This is a genomic window from Pseudomonas sp. AFG_SD02_1510_Pfu_092 (genome assembly GCF_003331055.1).
Classification (GTDB): domain Bacteria; phylum Pseudomonadota; class Gammaproteobacteria; order Pseudomonadales; family Pseudomonadaceae; genus Aquipseudomonas.
In genome coordinates this window covers 47,879-64,761 of sequence record NZ_PUQD01000017.1, presented here as the reverse complement: position 1 = coordinate 64,761, position 16,883 = coordinate 47,879, and the positions used below count along the sequence as shown (strand labels likewise).

General features: G+C 63.9%; 15 protein-coding genes. 7 read left to right on the top strand and 8 right to left on the bottom strand.

All coding sequences use genetic code 11. The features are described from left to right. Window positions 1-43 precede the first annotated feature (43 nt). Window positions 44-835 (bottom strand): histidinol-phosphatase, encoded by a 792-nt coding sequence (gene hisN, locus C6A77_RS10380; protein ID WP_114169387.1) that lies wholly within the window; start codon window positions 833-835, stop codon window positions 44-46. A 148-nt stretch (window positions 836-983) separates the two neighbouring features. On the opposite strand from hisN, the gene C6A77_RS10375 reads away from it, so the two are divergent. Next, entirely contained in the window at window positions 984-1,874 is an 891-nt protein-coding gene (locus C6A77_RS10375; protein ID WP_114169386.1) for a universal stress protein, read from the top strand. A 225-nt stretch (window positions 1,875-2,099) separates the two neighbouring features. Continuing rightward, entirely contained in the window at window positions 2,100-4,229 is a 2,130-nt protein-coding gene (locus tag C6A77_RS10370; protein WP_114169385.1) for a TonB-dependent siderophore receptor, read from the top strand. Between the two features lie 176 nt (window positions 4,230-4,405). On the opposite strand, the gene C6A77_RS10365 is transcribed toward C6A77_RS10370, so the two are convergent. The 3 genes from C6A77_RS10365 to C6A77_RS10355 form a co-directional block, all read right to left on the bottom strand. After that, complete coding sequence (locus C6A77_RS10365) at window positions 4,406-4,927, bottom strand: acyloxyacyl hydrolase (RefSeq protein WP_114169384.1); 522 nt, start codon at window positions 4,925-4,927, stop codon at window positions 4,406-4,408. 231 nt (window positions 4,928-5,158) lie between these two features. Further along, window positions 5,159-5,602 carry a carboxypeptidase regulatory-like domain-containing protein gene (locus C6A77_RS10360; RefSeq protein WP_114169383.1) on the bottom strand — a complete coding sequence of 148 codons (444 nt, stop codon included), beginning with the start codon at window positions 5,600-5,602 and terminating at the stop codon, window positions 5,159-5,161. Between the two features lie 121 nt (window positions 5,603-5,723). Next, window positions 5,724-6,593, bottom strand: coding sequence for a LysR family transcriptional regulator (locus C6A77_RS10355; protein ID WP_114169382.1), 870 nt, complete (start codon window positions 6,591-6,593; stop codon window positions 5,724-5,726). A gap of 107 nt (window positions 6,594-6,700) precedes the next feature. Here C6A77_RS10355 and C6A77_RS10350 point away from each other — a divergent pair, with 107 nt between their 5' ends. Further along, window positions 6,701-8,086, top strand: coding sequence for an aldehyde dehydrogenase family protein (locus C6A77_RS10350; protein WP_114169381.1), 1,386 nt, complete (start codon window positions 6,701-6,703; stop codon window positions 8,084-8,086). Window positions 8,087-8,171: 85 nt separating this feature from the next. Here the strand turns inward: C6A77_RS10350 and C6A77_RS10345 are convergent, their stop codons facing one another. Together C6A77_RS10345 and C6A77_RS10340 are read right to left on the bottom strand one after the other, a co-directional pair. Beyond that, the gene (locus tag C6A77_RS10345; protein WP_241507406.1) at window positions 8,172-10,133 is read right to left on the bottom strand and encodes an AAA family ATPase; all 1,962 of its coding nucleotides are present in this window, start codon (window positions 10,131-10,133) and stop codon (window positions 8,172-8,174) included. A gap of 137 nt (window positions 10,134-10,270) precedes the next feature. After that, entirely contained in the window at window positions 10,271-11,170 is a 900-nt protein-coding gene (locus C6A77_RS10340) for a helix-turn-helix domain-containing protein (RefSeq protein WP_114169379.1), read from the bottom strand. A gap of 183 nt (window positions 11,171-11,353) precedes the next feature. On the opposite strand from C6A77_RS10340, the gene C6A77_RS10335 reads away from it, so the two are divergent. The 3 genes from C6A77_RS10335 (at window position 11,354) to C6A77_RS10325 (ending at window position 15,176) form a co-directional block, all read left to right on the top strand. Beyond that, on the top strand, window positions 11,354-12,712 hold the full coding sequence (locus C6A77_RS10335) for a glutamine synthetase family protein (protein ID WP_114169378.1): 1,359 nt from the start codon (window positions 11,354-11,356) through the stop codon (window positions 12,710-12,712). 66 nt (window positions 12,713-12,778) lie between these two features. Further along, window positions 12,779-13,867 (top strand): polyamine ABC transporter substrate-binding protein, encoded by a 1,089-nt coding sequence (locus C6A77_RS10330; protein WP_114169377.1) that lies wholly within the window; start codon window positions 12,779-12,781, stop codon window positions 13,865-13,867. Window positions 13,868-13,880: 13 nt separating this feature from the next. After that, window positions 13,881-15,176 carry an FAD-binding oxidoreductase gene (locus C6A77_RS10325; protein ID WP_114169376.1) on the top strand — a complete coding sequence of 432 codons (1,296 nt, stop codon included), beginning with the start codon at window positions 13,881-13,883 and terminating at the stop codon, window positions 15,174-15,176. Between the two features lie 37 nt (window positions 15,177-15,213). Here C6A77_RS10325 and C6A77_RS10320 read toward each other — a convergent pair whose 3' ends face one another. After that, window positions 15,214-15,519, bottom strand: a complete 306-nt coding sequence (locus C6A77_RS10320; protein ID WP_114169375.1) for a DNA-binding transcriptional regulator — start codon at window positions 15,517-15,519, stop codon at window positions 15,214-15,216. Further along, window positions 15,500-15,883: a type II toxin-antitoxin system RelE/ParE family toxin gene (locus C6A77_RS10315; protein ID WP_114169374.1), complete on the bottom strand. Its 384-nt coding sequence runs from the start codon at window positions 15,881-15,883 to the stop codon at window positions 15,500-15,502. The genes C6A77_RS10320 and C6A77_RS10315 overlap by 20 nt, the downstream gene beginning before the upstream one ends. Window positions 15,884-16,140: 257 nt before the next feature. On the opposite strand from C6A77_RS10315, the gene C6A77_RS10310 reads away from it, so the two are divergent. Then, on the top strand, window positions 16,141-16,821 hold the full coding sequence (locus C6A77_RS10310) for a DUF3313 domain-containing protein (protein ID WP_114169373.1): 681 nt from the start codon (window positions 16,141-16,143) through the stop codon (window positions 16,819-16,821). The last annotated feature ends 62 nt before the right edge of the window (window positions 16,822-16,883 follow it).

Sequence of the window (16,883 nt, the reverse complement as noted above, 5' to 3'; positions counted from 1 at the left end):
GAGCGGGCAAGCCCGCGAAGAGGCCGCCACAGGCACCACAAAATCACATGGCGTGACGCAACATCTCCACCACCTGCGCATGCAGCGCCGGGTCACCACAAGCCACCACACAACCACCATTCTGCGCACTGCTGCCATCCCACGCGGTAATCACCCCGCCCGCCCCTTCGATGATCGGCATCAGCGCCTGTACGTCATACGGTTGCAGGCTGGCCTCGACGATCACATCGACAAACCCGGACGCCAGCATGCAGTAGGCATAGCAGTCGCCACCGTAGCGCATCAGCCGCGCCTTGCCGGCAACGGCTTCGAACGCGGCCTTGCGTTCTGCGCTGTCGAACATGTCCGGCGTGGTGCACATCAGTGTGGCCGAGGCCAGGTCGTCACAGGCGCGGGTCTTCAACGGCGTAGCGCTGCGCCAGGCGCCTTGCGGCGTGCCGACGAAGCGTTCACCGGTAAATGGCTGGTTCATGACCCCGACCACTGGCCGCGTGCCGTCGTTCAGGGCAATCAGCGTGCCCCACAGCGGCAGGCCAGTGATGAAGGCGCGGGTGCCGTCGATCGGGTCGAGCACCCAGGTCAGCGGGCTGCTGCCCAGCGCCACACCGGCTTCTTCGCCGAGAATGCCGTGCTCGGGGTAGCGGGCCTGGATCAGCGCGCGCATGGCGTCTTCGGCGGCCTTGTCGGCCACGGTCACCGGGTCGTACAGGCGCCCGCCCTTGTCCTCGACCTCCAGGCTGGCACGAAAGTACGGCTGGATCGCCACGGCGGCAGCGTCGGCCAGCTGCTCGGCAAAGGCGCGGAATTCGCCGATCTGTTCAGCACTAAGGGACATGGGGCGGGCCTCGTGAAAATGATGGGGCCCGCATCATACCCGACCCGGCGTGCCACGCCAGCCTCCGCCCGCCCGGCAAGCGGCACTGCACGGTCTAGACTGAACAGGGCCAGATCAGCGGGGGGGCTGCCACACGTGGAGGTGTGAGATGAGCCAGTTCAAGCGTCTGTTCGTCATGCTCGGCCCGCAGATGCGCCACACCCCGGCGCTGCAACGCGCTGCGGCGTTGGCGGAATCCAGCGGTGCCTTGCTGGATATCAATGTGTTCGTCGACGATGTCGACACCTTCGGCCTGATCAGCGATAGCCGCGAGCGTGAGCGGCTGCTCGGCGACAACCGCCAATGGTTGGCCGACGAAGCCGAACAACTGGGTAACGCCGGCCTGGATGTGTCCACCGAGCTGCTGCTGACCCGTGACCCGCTGGGCAGTGTGCTGCAGCGGGTCGAACAGCTGGGTTGCGACCTGCTGATCAAGGACGTGCAGCACGAACCGGTGCTCAAGCGCCTGCTGGTCACGCCACTGGACTGGCAGTTGCTCAAGGACAGCCCGGTTGCCGTGCACCTGGTCAGCGATATCCGCCTGCCCCTGCCGCGGCAGATTGCCGCTGCGGTGGACCTGAACAGCCATGGCGCTGGCGAGCACCTCGACGAGCAGGTGATCCACTGCGCCCACGCCCTGGCCCTGCAGTGCAACGCCGAGCTGCACCTGCTGCATGTGTGCGACGCGGCCAGGACCCACATCGCCGATTTCGGCGCGGGCACGGTGACCATGCCCGGTTTCGATGGCAGCCTGCGCACCGCGCAGCGGGCGGCGTTCAACCGCCTGGGCGATCACCATCAGATCCCCCTGGAGCGCAGGCACTTCCTGGAAGGCGCGGCGATCAAGGCCATTGCCCAGTTCGTCGGGCACAGCCGGGCGGATGTGATCGTGATGGGCAGCCACCGGCATGACGCCATGCAGACATTCCTCGGCGGGACCACGGCGCATGTGCTGGAACACCCGTTGTGCAATGTGCTGGCGATAAAGGGCCTTCGCTGACGACAGGTCGATGGGTGCCGGCTTCTTCGCGGGCTCGCCCGCTCCCACAAGGGATTGCGGTCTCTGTGGGAGCGGGCATGCCCGCGAAAAAGCGAGCACCGATCAACCTGCCTGGTATCTGGTACACCAGTGCCAAACAAAAATAATGCTTTTGATAATGATTCGTAGTAGTTTCCCCGCGCATCTTCCCTGCCCTCAGTGCCCTACTTCAGGATCGTACCGTCGATGCGTCGCACGTTCGTTTCGCTTTGTGTGCTTCATGCCGTTTCCCCGCTGGCCTTCGCCGAACCTGAATCGCTCGGCGAACCCGCCCAGATAGAACTCCAGGCGCTGAGCATTACCAGCAGTGCCGACAGCGAACGCGCCGACGGCCCGGTCGTCGGCTACAAGGCCAGCCGCTCGGCCAGCGCCACCCGTACCGACACCGCCCTGCACGAAACCCCGCAATCGGTCAGCGTGGTACCCAAGGACGTTCTGCAAGACACCGGTGCCACCCGCCTGCAGGATGGCCTGGACTACGCTGGCGGTGTCGGCCGCGCCAACAATTTCGGCGGCCAGGGCCTGACCACCTTTACCGTGCGTGGTTTCACCAGCGGCGAGTTCTACCGCAACGGCTTCCCGATCAACCGTGGCTACCCCAATGCCCCGGACGCCAATACCGTCGAACGCCTGGAAGTGCTGCGTGGCCCGGCCAGCAGCCTGTACGGGCGCGGCGACCCCGGGGGAACCTTCAACGTGGTCAGCAAGCAGCCATTGCCGGAAGCGAAGGTGACCCTGGGCAGCCAGTTCGATGACCAGGGCATGCAGCGCGCCACCCTGGACGCCAGCGGGCCGCTGAGCCAGGACGGTTCGCTGGCCTACCGCCTGAACCTGCTGGGCGAAGGCGGCGAAAGCTTCCGCGACGACGTCGAAAGCGAGCGCTATGACGTGGCGCCGGTGATCAGCTGGCAGGTCAACGACAGCACGAAGATCGTCTTCGAAGGCGACTTCATGCGCAACAACCACCCGCTGGACCGCGGCCTGACCCGCTACCCGACCCAGACCGGCAGTGCTTCGCGCGACACCTACATCTGGGAGAAAGGCAGCGACAACCTGCTGCACAACGACAACAACATGGCCCAAGTGCGTTTCGAGCACATGCTCAATGAAAACTGGGCGCTGGGCGGTGGCATGCAGTGGCTCGACTGTTCGCTCAAGGGCAACGCGGTGGAGGCCAACGCATTGCAAGCCGACGGTCGCACATTGGGACGCAACTTCAACTACCGCAAACTGGAGTGGACCGACCGCGACTACCAGCTCAATCTCACCGGCTATTTCAACACCGGCGGCTTCGCTCACACGCTACTGACCGGTATCGAGTACGAAGACTACGATTACAACTCGATCATCCGCCGCTCGGCCGCGGGTGACAGTGCCTACCCGATCGACATCTTCGACCCGGTACTGGGCCAGCCACGCCCCGCCCTGACCCGCACCACCACCCACGACAAGGAAAACCTCAAGACCTGGGCGGCCTTCATCCAGGACCAGGTAGCCCTGACCGAGCGCCTGAAGGCACTGGCCGGGGTGCGCTTCGAGCGTTTCGAGCATGACTATGACAACAAGCTCAACACCACGGGCGACTTCAACAAAGGCGAGAACGGCGTCACCCCGCGCTTCGGCCTGATCTACGACCTGACCGACACGGTCGCGGTCTATGCCAACACCGCCCGCTCGTTCAAGCCCAACACGGGCGCCAGCCGGCAAGGCGCAGGTTTCGACCCGGAAAAAGGCACGTCCTATGAGCTGGGTGTGAAATGGGAAGCGCTGGACCGTCAACTGAGCGTTGACGCGGCGATCTACCACATCGTCAAGGAGAACGTGCTGACCCGTGACCCGGTCGATCCCAACTACAGCATCGCCGCCGGTGAAGTACGTAGCCGCGGCCTGGATATCACCGTCGCCGGCAACATCACGCCAGAATGGCGGATGATCGGTGGTTACGCTTACGTTGACGCCGAAGTGACCAAGGACCAGCGGCTGCCGAGCGGTACGCGCCTGGCGAACATTCCACAGAACACCTTCAGCCTGCTCAACACCTACGAATTCCAGGGCGGATTCGCCAAAGGCCTTGGCCTGGGGGTCGGGGTGAAATATGTCGATGACCGCAATGGCCAGACCGAGGCAGTCACCTACAACATGGACCAGTACACCGTCGTCGACCTGCTGACCTTCTACAAGGTCAACGAACACGTTCGTCTCAACCTGGATGTGAAGAACCTGTTCAACAAGGAATACGACGAGGGTGCGTTCAACTTCTACGCCTACCCAGGCGCACCGCGGACGGTGCAGGCCGGGGTTTCGTATACTTTCTGACAAACCCCGGGGCTGCTTCGCAGCCCATCGCCGGCAAGGCAGCTTCCACAAGGATCGCGCCAGCCTTTAGAAATTGAGTAAGACAGTTGCTTGTGTCTTGCTCAATCTTTACATATTGGCGCGATCCCTGTGGGAGCCTGGCTTGCCAGCGATGGGCCGCCTGGCGGCCCCGTGCGTCAGAAGCCTTTGCTGTAGAACAGCGAGTACGACTCAATGCCGTCGTTAGGCTGCTTGAGCCCCGCATTGGAATAGTGCATCGCGCGGATGCCGACCTTCTGGTCCCCCGGCAACTTCAGGCCAAAGCCGATGCGGTCTTCGAAGTTGACCGCCGACCCCAGGCGCTGGTCGCCGACATCGGTCTTGGAAAACGCCGCCAGGCCAATCCCGGCCTCGATGTACGGGGTATAGGTGAAACCGCTGAATTCGTAGGTGAACACCGGGCTGAACGACAGCGAATGCGCAGCACTGGCCTCGCCGCCTTCCCAGTAGGTGTAGGCCGCATCCCAATAGCCGGTCAGATAACCGGTGCTGCTTTCCAGCCACTTCTTGTCCCAGTCGAACGACAGGCCGATACGGTAGGTCATGTCGCCCTGGCCAGTGGCGCCGACAGCGCCGGACACCTGTGCGGCCTGGGCCAGGTTCGCCCCGGCGAAGGCCAGCATTGCAACGGCCAGCGAGGCTGCTAGACGGGTTTTCATCAACGACTTCTCCTGATGGTCTACACGGCATGTGGGGGCTTGGGCCCCTCGATGTTATGCGGTTGACCGGCGACATCCATGCCGGTCACACAAAGCAATACTTTCGATTATCGTCCAGATAAACGGAAAGTTGAAAGTAAACTGCCACCATTGGCTAATGCCGTCAGCTCGCAGCGACAGGTTCAGTCGTAGCCAGCAGGAGCACATGCGTACTCCTGCTGGCTCATTGCATCAACGCCAGTTCAGGTTCACGGTCGTCGGCGCCTGGCCGTTCACGGTAACCAGCTGTTGCACCGTCTCGCCCTGAGCGTTGCCGGTGACCTTGTATTTGCCGGGAGGCAACTGCACATACAGCAGCGGCCCGGCGTCGCTGACGCTGAGCACGGGCTGGCCCTGGGCGTTCTGGATGTCGACCGTGGCACCGCTCTGGAACTTGCCTTCCGGCCCGGTGGACAGTTCCACGTGCAGGTCGTAGCCCGGGGTCTTGCGCAGGGCATTGGCTTCATCCTGGCCGATGCCGCCTTGCAGGTAGCGAACGCCGTTCTGCTCCTGCGGCTGCAGCTGCACGGCCTGCATGTCGATGGGAGCGTTGAGGTCGGCGGCGGCGGCCAGGGTCCAGGGCATGGCCAGGGCGATCAGCAGCGTCGCGCCGAGGGCATAGTGATGGTTACGCATGGTATGACCCTCCTGTGAGGATGGCTTACCTAGCATCTGATCCTTCAGGCGCAGGGCTGTTCGCGCTGATGCGTGGGTGCCGGGATGAAATTCACTGGAAAAAGCGCCATTGTTTGCTGCATCAAGCAGTTGTGCGCCCTTCCTCAAGCAATTTCACGAACATGCTCAGGCTGCGCGATACCGTGCCCCGGCGCCACACCAGCCAGGTTTTCAGGTAGCGGAAATCCTCCGACATCGGCCAGGCGCTGACGGTGCTGCAACCGGGCATGTTGTCGAGCATGCTGCGCGGCATCATGGCCAGGCCGGCCCCCGCACTGACGCAGGCCAGCATGCCGTGGTACGACTCCATCTCGTGGATCTTGCCCGGCACCGCCTGGTCCTGGACGAACCAGTTCTCGAAGTGATGGCGGTACGAACAGTTGGCGCGAAAGGCGTAGATGCTTTCGCCATTGACGTCCTGGGCGCGGGCTACCGGGGCGTGATTGAGCGGCGCGATGAGCACCATTTCTTCTTCGAACACCGGGATGCCCTCCAGTGTCGGGTGCAGTACCGGCCCATCGACGAACGCTGCCACCAGGCGGCCAGACAGCACGCCTTCGAGCATGGTCCCCGACGGCCCGGTGGAGAGGTCCAGGTCGACCTTGGGGTAGCGCTGGTTGTACGCCGCCAGCAAGGCCGGGATGCGCACCGCCGCCGTGCTTTCCAGCGAACCGAGGGCAAAGGTGCCCTGCGGGTCTTCGCCGGCCACGGTCAGCCGCGCCTCGTGCACCAGGTCGAGAATGCGCCGGGTGTACTCAAGGAAATTCCACCCCGCCGGCGACAGGCGCAGGCGGCTCTTCTCGCGAATGAACAGCTCCACGCCCAGGTCTTCTTCCAGTTGCTTGATGCGCGTGGTCAGGTTCGACGGCACCCGATGGATATGCTGCGCGGCGGCACTGATGCTGCCCTGCTCGGCCACGGCCTTGAAGATCTCCAGTTGCACCAGGTCCACAGCCTTTCTCCAAACGTGAATGTTTCGCTCATTATTATTCAGTTTTCATTAAAGCCATAGCCCACTAGTCTGGCCTCACTTGGTTAACGATAACGAGAGTGCCCGCCATGAGTGCGATCAGCAGCCTGACCCATGCCATCTCCCTCGACCCGTTCAGCGGCGAGCAGATCGGCGCCTACCCGTTCGACAGCGACGCCGCACTGGAAGCGGCGCTGCAACGTGCCAAGGTTGGCTACCGCCAGTGGCGCCAGGTGTCGCTGGGCCAGCGCAGCGAGTACCTGCTGGCCCTGGCCAGCACGCTCGAAACCAAGGCCGAAGCGTTCGCGCAAATGATCAGCCGCGAAATCGGCAAGCCGATCGCTCAGGCCCGCGGTGAAGTCAGCAAGTGCGTCGGCCTGTGCCGCTGGTACGCCGAGCACGGCCCGGCAATGCTCGCCGCCGAGCCGACCCAGGTCGACAAAGCCCGCATCGAGTACCGCCCGCTGGGCCCGATCCTGGCCGTGATGCCGTGGAACTTCCCGGTCTGGCAGGTGCTGCGCGGCGCGGTGCCGGCGATCCTGGCCGGTAACACCTACGTGCTCAAGCATGCCCCGAACGTGATGGGCAGCGCTTACCTGCTGGGCGAGCTGTTCAAGGATGCCGGCCTGCCGCAAGGCGTGTTCGAAGTGCTGAACGTGACCCCGGACGGCGTCACCCGCGCCATCAACGACCCGCGCATCGCCGCCGTGACCCTCACCGGCAGCGTGCGTGCCGGCATGGCGATTGGTGCGCAAGCCGGTGCCGCGCTGAAGAAATGCGTGCTGGAGCTGGGCGGTTCCGACCCGTTCATCGTGCTGGCCGATGCCGACCTGGATGCCGCCGTCAAGGCTGCGGTGATCGGCCGTTACCAGAACACCGGCCAGGTCTGCGCTGCGGCCAAGCGCCTGATCGTCGAAGAAAGCATCGTTGACCAATTCACCCGCAAGTTCGTCGAAGCCACGCGCGAGCTGAAGGTCGGCAACCCGCTGCAAGACGACACCTATATCGGCCCGATGGCCCGCTACGACCTGCGCGACGAGCTGGATGGCCAGGTTCAGGCGACCCTCGCCGAAGGCGCTACCCTGCTGCTGGGCGGGCACAAGCTCGAGGGTGTGGCCAACTTCTACGCGCCGACCGTGTTCACCAACGTCACCCCGCAGATGACCGCGTTCAAGCAGGAGCTGTTCGGGCCGGTGGCGGCGATCATCAGTGCCCGTGATGCCGAGCATGCGGTAGAACTGGCCAACGACAGCGATTTCGGCCTGGCCGCGACCATCTACACCGCCGACTACGCGTTGGCCGAGCGCATGACGGCGGCGCTGGACACCGGTGGTGTGTTCATCAACGGCTACTGCGCTTCCGACCCCCGGGTGGCGTTTGGCGGGGTGAAGAAGAGCGGCTTCGGGCGCGAATTGTCGCACTTTGGCGTGCGTGAGTTCACCAATGCCCAGACGGTGTGGCTGGACCGTAACTGATTCATGCCCTTGGGGCTGCTTTGCAGCCCTTTCGCGACACAAGGCCGCTCCCACAGGAAATTGCGTTCACCCTGTGGGAGCGGCCTCAATCCCGAACCTGGTCCTTGACCCAGTCCAGCATCCCCCCCGGCACGATCAGCTCATGCCGCGCCCGCGAACAGGCGGTGTACAGCCCCGCCAGCATCCGCGCCCGCTCATTGCGGTTACCCGCCACCTGCGGCGCCACCATCAGCTCCGGCGACACCATCACCCGGGCGAACTCCATGTTCTTCACATCGCGCACCCGCCCGAGGAACAGCTTCGGCGCCTTGTCCCAGCGGTAACGGCTCTTGGCCTTGGCAAAGTGCTCCGGGGTGTAGCCCTTGCGCAGCATGCTGGCCACTGCGAGAAACGCTTTGTCGTCGCCCTTGTCCTGTTCCAGCGCCTGCCAGCTGGGGTAGCGGAACAGCATCGGGTGGCGTGCCCGGGTGCCGTAGCGGTACAGCTCGATGCAGTCCTCGACGAACAGCTCGAAGTCCTTGCGCGCGCTCTTCAACAAAATGAACGGTACGCCCTGGTGCGTCAGGCGCTGGAACCAGCCAAACAAGCCCCATTCGTCATCGACGATCAATGCCGTGGGCTGTTCCGGCACGCTGACCGTGTCGAAGAAGCTGACCCGGGTGTAATGCTCGGCGCTGCCGCTGAAGGCCGCCTGGATCGCTGCCGGGTGAGCCTGGATCAGCGGGTTGAGCACGCTGTCCATCGCCGGCCCGGCGCGCAGCGAGTGGTCGATGTAACGCTGGCGGATGAAGCTGCCGTGGTGCGCGCTGAGGCCGTTGAGGTTCTGCAACTCGTCACCCAGGGCGATGATCGACTGCGGGCTGCGGTCGAGCACGGCGAGCATCGGTGCCGACAGCTCGTGGGCTTCGTCGACGATGACATGGCTGTAGCGACTGTCGATCACATAACCGGTCAGCGACAGCAACTTGACCCGGTGGTAGTCGCGCACCGGCAACTGAATGTCCCGGGCTGACGGGCGAATCAGTTCCTGCCAGTACAAGCGTGCCTTCTCCAGCAACACCTCCTGGTCCAGCGGCGTGGTGCCCGGGCCGGCCCAGGGCAGGTGGTGCAACTGCAGCTGGGTGTCGGCGCTGTGGCAGAAGCTGCGCACGGCGCGAATGCACAAGGCGACCACCTCGCGGGCGGCCAGCGGGCCGATGTCGGGTATCGCCAGCCAACGCACCACCTGCGCCTCCTGCGGGCGCCACGACAGCTTGGTGCGGTACGGGTCACGCAGGCGCCAGCCGTTGCTGGTCATGTCGCGGTTGAGCAGTTCATCGGCCAGCTGGCCAAAAGTCAGCGCGGTGTACGCGGCGGCGTCCTTGACCCGCGCCTGCAGGGCGCGCAGCTGGCCTTCGGTCAACGCCAGCAGCAAGGTGCGCTGCGGCTCGAGCAGGCGGGCGAACTGGTGGATCAGGAAGGTCTTGCCGGTACCGGCGAAGCCCTGCACCGCCACCGATTCGTCGCTACCGCCGAGAAATTCCCGCAGCAGGCGGTTCTGCTGGTCGCTGAGCATCAGGTCGCTGGCCAGCGCCGGCAGGTGCACCGGGTGCAGCGGTGTTGCGCGCTGGCGATAGCGGTCGGCGAACTGAAAGTTCCAGTGGCCTTCGGCGTCCAGTAGCTCGTCGGCGCTGTACGGCACCTCGGCGGACAGCAGCGCGATAGCGTTTTCGCCGAGCAGGCCCAGGCCCATGGCAAAGGCTTCGCGATCGAAGTGTTGCGCTACCTGGCCCTGGAAGCGCCCGGGGGCGGCTTGTTCGACTTCGCTGGCGATGCGCACGATTTCGGCAAAGCGGCGTTCCTGGGCGTCTGCCGAGGCGCTGGCGGGTTGACGGGGCAGGTTCTGCACGAACAGCACCGCAGCGGCGTCGAGGATGCTGGCGGCGCTGAAGAAGTCGGTGGTGGGCGCACTGGCGAGGCGCTCGGCCTGGTCGCTGGGCAAAGGCAGGTAGAACATCGGCACCTCGGGTGGAATCAGGGCGGCACGATAGCAATTTTTGCGGCGCAATGCTGGGTTGTGTAGTGCCTGGGCCGACCTCTTCGCGGGCTTGCCCGCTCCCACAGGGACCGCACATTGTTCGAACCTGAGGTGATCCTGTGGGAGCGGGCAAGCCCGCGAAGAGGCCAGCAGCCCCACCACCAACCTCAGCCCCTGCCGCGCTTCAAGGTCTCGCTCGGAAACTCCTTGAACAACTGCCGGTAACTCTCTGAAAACCTTCCCAAATGCCAGAACGACCAGCGCATCGCCACTTCGGCCACCGTCACCCCGCCCCCGCGCAACAGGTCACGCCGCGCGCCGTTCAACCGGCGCAAGCGCAACCAGTGCGCCGGCGGCATGCCGGTGTACGCCTTGAACGCTTGCTGCAACTGGCGCAGGGAAACCCCGGCTACCGCTGCCAGCTCCATCAGGTTCAGCGTTTCCTCAGGGCAGTCGGCGGCCCACTCGCTCACCCGGCGCATGATCGCCCGCTCCTCGTCGCGTCGGCCCAGCGCCCCGCCCTGCAGGCGCTGGCAGGCGTTGTCGAGGATGAACAGGCAGTCCTCCAGCAACTGCTCCGCCAGGGCCTGCCCCTGCAACGGGCAATCGGCCTCGCCCAGGCGGGTCAGGGTCGCGCTCAGCCAGCTGCCGAACAGCGCGTTCTGCCCGCTGCCCAGAGGCACCATGAACAAGCCCTCCAGGCGCTGCGGGTCGAGCCCGTGGCGGGCGAGGAAAGCCTGGTCGAACACCACGGCCACTTCCTGGTAGTTCTCCGGCGTGATCCAGATGTTGCGGCTCTGCTCATTGAGCAGGTACAGGCTGTTCTCGCTGCGGTCGAAACAGAACGCCAGCGAACCGCTCGGCGCGCGGAAAAACTGCTCCACACGGGTGTTCAGGCGCTCCTCGTACACCTCCACGCCATCCAGCCCCAGGCAACGCAGCTCACCGCTGAAATGGCCGGGCGACATCTGCCGGTACTGTTGCTGCCAGCCCGGCGTGGCGCGCACCTGCTCGGTAACGTCGGTGGTATGGAAGGCCTGGAACTGCAAGGCATTGGCGGTTGTCACGGGTTGTCCTGTATGCACTCTTCTGGTGCATTCGATGGCGAAGAAAGTGGATAGATCGCCCCCAGGGGCTGCGACCAAGATAGTACCCAGCGCGTCACCTGGGAAGCGCAACGCCTGCACAAGCGTGCAATGTGTGCCGCAGGCCGGGCCGCTCCCACACTAAAACCCAACCAAGAGGTCTGTATGAACGCCCCCTTCGATCAGCTGTCCACCTGGCTGAAAGAACACCGCATCACCGAAGTCGAATGCGTGATCAGCGACCTGACCGGCATCGCCCGCGGCAAGATCGCACCCACCGCCAAGTTTCTCCACGAACGCGGCATGCGCCTGCCAGAGAGCGTGCTGTTGCAGACGGTCACCGGCGACTACGTCGATGATGACATCTACTACAACCTGCTCGATGCCGCCGACATCGACATGGTCTGCCGCCCCGACCCGGCTGCGGTGTACCAGATCCCTTGGGCGATCGAGCCGACTGCCATCGTCATTCACGACACCTTCGACAAGCAAGGCAAGCCGATCGAACTGTCGCCACGCAACGTGCTGAAGAAGGTACTCAAGCTGTATGCCGACCAAGGCTGGCAGCCGATTGTCGCGCCGGAGATGGAGTTCTACCTGACCCAGCGCTGCGAAGACCCGGACTTGCCGCTGCAGGTGCCACTGGGGCGTTCGGGCCGTGCCGAAAGCGGCCGCCAGTCGTTCTCGATCGATGCTGCCAACGAATTCGACCCGCTGTTCGAAGACGTCTACGACTGGTGCGAGATTCAGGGCCTGGACCTTGACACGCTGATCCATGAAGACGGCCCGGCACAGATGGAGATCAACTTCCGCCATGGCGACGCGCTGGACCTGGCCGACCAGATCACCGTGTTCAAGCGCACCATGCGCGAGGCAGCGCTCAAGCACAACGTGGCCGCCACCTTCATGGCCAAGCCGATCACCGACGAACCCGGCAGTGCCATGCACCTGCACCAGAGCGTGGTCGACATCGCCACCGGCAAGCCGATCTTCGCCAATGACGACGGCAGCATGAGCCAGCTGTTCCTGTACCACATCGGCGGCCTGCAGAAGTACATCCCCAAGCTGTTGCCAATGTTCGCGCCCAACGTCAACTCGTTCCGCCGGTTTCTGCCGGACACCTCGGCACCGGTCAATGTCGAGTGGGGTGAAGAGAACCGCACCGCCGGCCTGCGCGTGCCGACCTCCAGCCCCGAGGCGATGCGCGTGGAAAACCGCCTGCCGGGCGCCGATGCCAACCCCTACCTCGCCATCGCCGCCAGCCTGCTGTGCGGCTACCTGGGCATGCTTGAGCGCATCGAGCCCAGCGCCCCGGTGCAGGGACGTGCCTACGAACGGCGCAACCTGCGCCTGCCGATCACCATCGAGGACGCCCTGCAGCACATGGAAGACTGCGAAACCGTGCAGCAGTACCTGGGCAAGCAGTTCGTCCAGGGCTATGTGGCGGTCAAGCGTGCCGAGCACGAGAACTACAAGCGCGTGATCAGCTCATGGGAGCGTGAGTTCCTGATGCTGAGCGTCTGACCGATCTTGGGGCTGCTTCGCAGCCCCTGCCCCTGATACCCAGAACAAGACCAACGAGGTGTCCCCATGCGTCATCTGCAAGCCTTGATCCCCGCTGCATTCACCCTGCTGTTCGCCACCACCACCCAGGCCACCCCGTCGGTCAGCGTGTACAACTGGACCGACTACATAGGCGACACCACCCTCGCCGACTTCCAGGCCAGCAGCGGGATCAAGGTGGTGTATGACGTGTTCGATTCCAACGAAACCCTTGAAGGCAAGCTGCTGGCCGGGCGCACCGGTTATGATGTGGTGGTGCCGTCCAACCATTTCCTCGCCCGCCAGGCCCAGGCCGGCGCCTTCCGGCCGCTGGACCGCAGCAAGCTGCCGAACTGGCAGCACCTGGACCCCAAGCTGCTCAAGCTGCTGGAACAGAACGACCCCGGCAACCAGTACGCCGTGCCCTACCTGTGGGGCACCAACGGCATCGGCTACAACGTCGACAAGGTGAAGGCGGCGCTGGGCATCGACCGTATCGACTCATGGACGGTGCTGTTCGAGCCGGAGAACCTGAAAAAGCTCAAGCAGTGCGGCGTGGCGTTCCTGGACTCGCCCGACGAACTGTTCCCGGCCATGCTCAACTACCTGGGCCTGGACCCGCGCAGCGAAACACCGGCCGATTACGCCAAGGCAGAAGCCCGCCTGCTCGAACTGCGCCCCTACATCACTTACTTCCACTCCTCGAAATACGTCTCCGACCTGGCCAACGGTAATGTCTGCGTGGCCTTCGGCTACTCCGGCGATGTGTTCCAGGCCGCCAACCGCGCCGTCGAGGCAAACAACGGCGTAAAGATCGCCTACAGCATTCCCAAGGAAGGCAGCAACCTGTGGTTCGACCTGCTGGCCATCCCCAAGGACGCCAACAACCCCGAGCAGGCCCTGGCGTTCATCAACTACCTGCTCGACCCCAAGGTGATCGCCAAGGTCAGTGCCACGGTCGGCTACGCCAACGCCAACCCTGATGCCAAGGCCTACATGGACGCCTCGCTGGCCGACAACCCCGAGGTTTACCCGCCTCAGCAGGTGCTGGACAAGCTGTACGTCTCCAGCACGCCAAGCCCGAAGATCATGCGCGTCATGACCCGCTCGTGGAGCAAGATCAAATCCAACCGCTGAGTCGAGAACGCTCATGTCCTTCACTACCCAACACACCGCTTCGTACTACGCCGCCACGGCACGCGATGCGGCGCCCTACCCCAGCCTGGACGCTGAACTGACCGCCGATGTGTGCGTAGTCGGCGGCGGCCTGACCGGGGTCAACACCGCCCTGGAGCTGGCCGAGCGCGGCCTCTCGGTGGTACTGCTGGAAGGCCGGCGCATCGGCTGGGGCGCCAGCGGGCGCAACGGCGGCCAGCTGATTCGCGGCATTGGCCATGACGTCAGCGGTTTCGCCCCGCATGTCGGCCAGGACGGCGTGCGTTACCTGCAGCAGGCCGGTATCGATTCGGTGGCGCTGGTGGCCAGCCGTATCGCCCGCTACGGCATTGCCTGCGACCTGCGCTGGGGCTTCTGCGAGCTGGCCAATACCGCTGCGCAATACGCCGCCTTCAGCGACGAACTGGACGACCTGGCCGCACTCGGCTATCGCCCCGAAACCCGCCTGGTTGGCGCCGACCAGCTGCACCAGATCGTCGCCAGCGACCGCTATGCCGGCGGCCTGGTGGACATGGGCTCGGGCCACCTGCACCCGCTCGACCTGGTGCAGGGCGAAGCGCGTGCCGCCCACGGCCTGGGGGTGCGCATCTTCGAGCAGAGCCCGGTGCTGCGCATCGAGCACGGCCCGCGCGTGACCCTGCACACCGCCCGCGGCAAGGTGCGGGCAAGCAGCCTGGTGCTCGGCTGCAACGCCCACCTCGATGACCTGGAACCGCGCCTGAGCGGCAAGGTACTGCCGGCCGGCAGCTACGTGGTGGCCACCGAGCCATTGCCCGAAGCGCTGGCCAGCAGCCTGATCCCGCAGAACATGGCGCTGTGCGATCAGAAGGTCGGCCTGGACTACTATCGCCTCACGGCCGACCGGCGCCTGCTGTTCGGCGGTGCCTGCCACTATTCCGGCCGCGACCCCAAGGACATCGCGGCCTACATGCGGCCCAAGGTGCTGAAGGTATTCCCGCAACTGGCCAGCGTGCGTATCGACTACCAATGGGGTGGCATGATCGGCATCACCGCCAACCGCTTCCCCCAGGTCGGCCGCCTCAGCCAGCAGCCCAATGTGTACTACGCCCAGGGCTATTCCGGGCATGGGCTGAACGTAACGCACTGGACCGCGAAACTGCTGGCCGAAAGCATCGCCCTCGGCCACAGCCAGGGGCTGGATGTGTTCAGCGCGGTACCCCACCTGACCTTCCCCGGCGGCAAGGCATTGCGCTCGCCGCTGCTGGCGCTGGGGATGCTGTGGTATCGCTTGCGTGAGGTGTTGGGTTAAGGCTGCGGTGTTCTTGCTGAATACAGTCAAAGGCAGCTCAGATAAGAACCTGTAACCCTTTGCTTTCAATAACATTCAGCAGCTTCAACGCTGGCCCTGATGGACGCGTCTCCCCTTGCTCCCATTTGCGCACGGTGGATGCACTTGTGTGCAGGTACCGCGCGAACACCGGTTGGCTGAAATTAAGTGTTTCACGCAAACGGCGTATATCCAACGCGCTGAAATCCCGCACCGGTGCAGGACACAGCGCTTCATAATCACGAAGGGTGACCTTGCCGATCGCTCCGGCCTCGTGGAGCGCGACAAGGTCCTCACGTAACGATTCAATCAACTTGCTGCTCACAACAGACCTCCATTAGCACACCCGCTTGCAACGCCCGATAGAGCGCTAGCGGTGATAAATCCAGAAAAACTTTGCCCGCGAATCGCAATGCTCTCTGTTCTTCCAAGGTGATATTTGTCTTGCCGCTTTTGGCAAAGCCATGCAGAAAAACACACCGATTGCCAACGCGAGCAGAGAGAAGGGTTCGATAACCGCCGCGCTTGCCCACACCCTGAGCGGCAACACGCTTTTTGAACAACTCTCCACCCAGGCTTGCATCCACCAGGCCTCTGCACATCTCATCCACTGCTTTACACAGTGTTTCATCACTGAGCCTGTGAGCAGCTTGCCAACGCGCAAAATCCCTGCGTTTGAAAATCTTCATTACCTGCTCTCAACCATACCCGTAACGGGCATATTTTTCCAACAGCGAGAGCTGATGAAAAGCCAGCGAGGTCCCAAGGCCGTGTAGGAAGCGTCGCCGCTTGAACACACGTTGCTCTGGCAGGGCTCGGTTCATGGTTGACTGCCTGAAGAAGTCACATAAGGCATTTCCCACAACAGATTGAACTCGCCCACTGGCCATCTGTCGCGCACCTGCTAGCGTTGTTCTGGCCGACCTATCATGGATGCTTTTTCATCATGAAATCATTGCCTCGCATCACCCTGCTGTGCGCCGCATTGCTCGCCGTGGCCGCCTGCTCCAGCAATCGCGTGGACCCCAAGGACTACTCCGGCTTCCTCAAGGACTACAGCCGGCTGCAAGAAACCAAGAGCCCTTCGGGCGACCCGGTGATGCGCTGGATCGACCCCAAGGTCAACGTCAACCAGTACAGCCAGGTGTTCATCGAGCCCAGCCAGTTCTACCCCAGGCCGCAGCCGACGGCGGTCATCTCGACGCAGACGCTGCAGGACATCACCCGCTACTTCAACGAAGCGCTGCGCCGCGAAATGGGCAGCGTCGTGCCGCTGGCCAAGGGCCCTGGCCCCGGGGTGATCGTGGTACGCCCGGCGATCACCGCGGTATCCACCAGCAACGAGGGCCTCAAGCCCTATGAAGTCATCCCGATCGCACTGATTTCAGCCGGCGTCAACACCGCCATGGGCGGCCGTGATCAGGATGTGGAGGTTGGCGTGGAGGCAGCCTTCCTCGATGGTGCGAACCAGAAGGTACTGGCCCAGGTGGTACGCAAAGGCGCGGGGCAGGAACTGGAGAACAAAACCACGCAGCTGACGCTGAACGACGTCAAGCCGGTGCTGGATGGCTGGGCCAAGGACATGCGTGCGAGCTTCCTCGAGGCGAAGCAGAAAGCCCGCAAATAACCGCCTGAACATGACGTGTGGGAGCGGGGGCCTTCGCGGGCACGCCCGCTCCCACAGCAGTC

What these genes read in the sequence shown, in the direction of transcription:
- C6A77_RS10310 (WP_114169373.1), top strand. Translation starts at nt 16,141, where the DNA reads ATGAAATCATTGCCTCGCATCACCCTGCTGTGCGCCGCATTGCTCGCC.
- C6A77_RS10330 (WP_114169377.1), top strand. Translation starts at nt 12,779, where the DNA reads ATGCGTCATCTGCAAGCCTTGATCCCCGCTGCATTCACCCTGCTGTTC.
- hisN (WP_114169387.1), bottom strand. Translation starts at nt 835, where the DNA reads ATGTCCCTTAGTGCTGAACAGATCGGCGAATTCCGCGCCTTTGCCGAG.
- C6A77_RS10350 (WP_114169381.1), top strand. Translation starts at nt 6,701, where the DNA reads ATGAGTGCGATCAGCAGCCTGACCCATGCCATCTCCCTCGACCCGTTC.
- C6A77_RS10370 (WP_114169385.1), top strand. Translation starts at nt 2,100, where the DNA reads ATGCGTCGCACGTTCGTTTCGCTTTGTGTGCTTCATGCCGTTTCCCCG.
- C6A77_RS10365 (WP_114169384.1), bottom strand. Translation starts at nt 4,927, where the DNA reads ATGAAAACCCGTCTAGCAGCCTCGCTGGCCGTTGCAATGCTGGCCTTC.
- C6A77_RS10360 (WP_114169383.1), bottom strand. Translation starts at nt 5,602, where the DNA reads ATGCGTAACCATCACTATGCCCTCGGCGCGACGCTGCTGATCGCCCTG.
- C6A77_RS10375 (WP_114169386.1), top strand. Translation starts at nt 984, where the DNA reads ATGAGCCAGTTCAAGCGTCTGTTCGTCATGCTCGGCCCGCAGATGCGC.
- C6A77_RS10335 (WP_114169378.1), top strand. Translation starts at nt 11,354, where the DNA reads ATGAACGCCCCCTTCGATCAGCTGTCCACCTGGCTGAAAGAACACCGC.
- C6A77_RS10315 (WP_114169374.1), bottom strand. Translation starts at nt 15,883, where the DNA reads ATGAAGATTTTCAAACGCAGGGATTTTGCGCGTTGGCAAGCTGCTCAC.
- C6A77_RS10325 (WP_114169376.1), top strand. Translation starts at nt 13,881, where the DNA reads ATGTCCTTCACTACCCAACACACCGCTTCGTACTACGCCGCCACGGCA.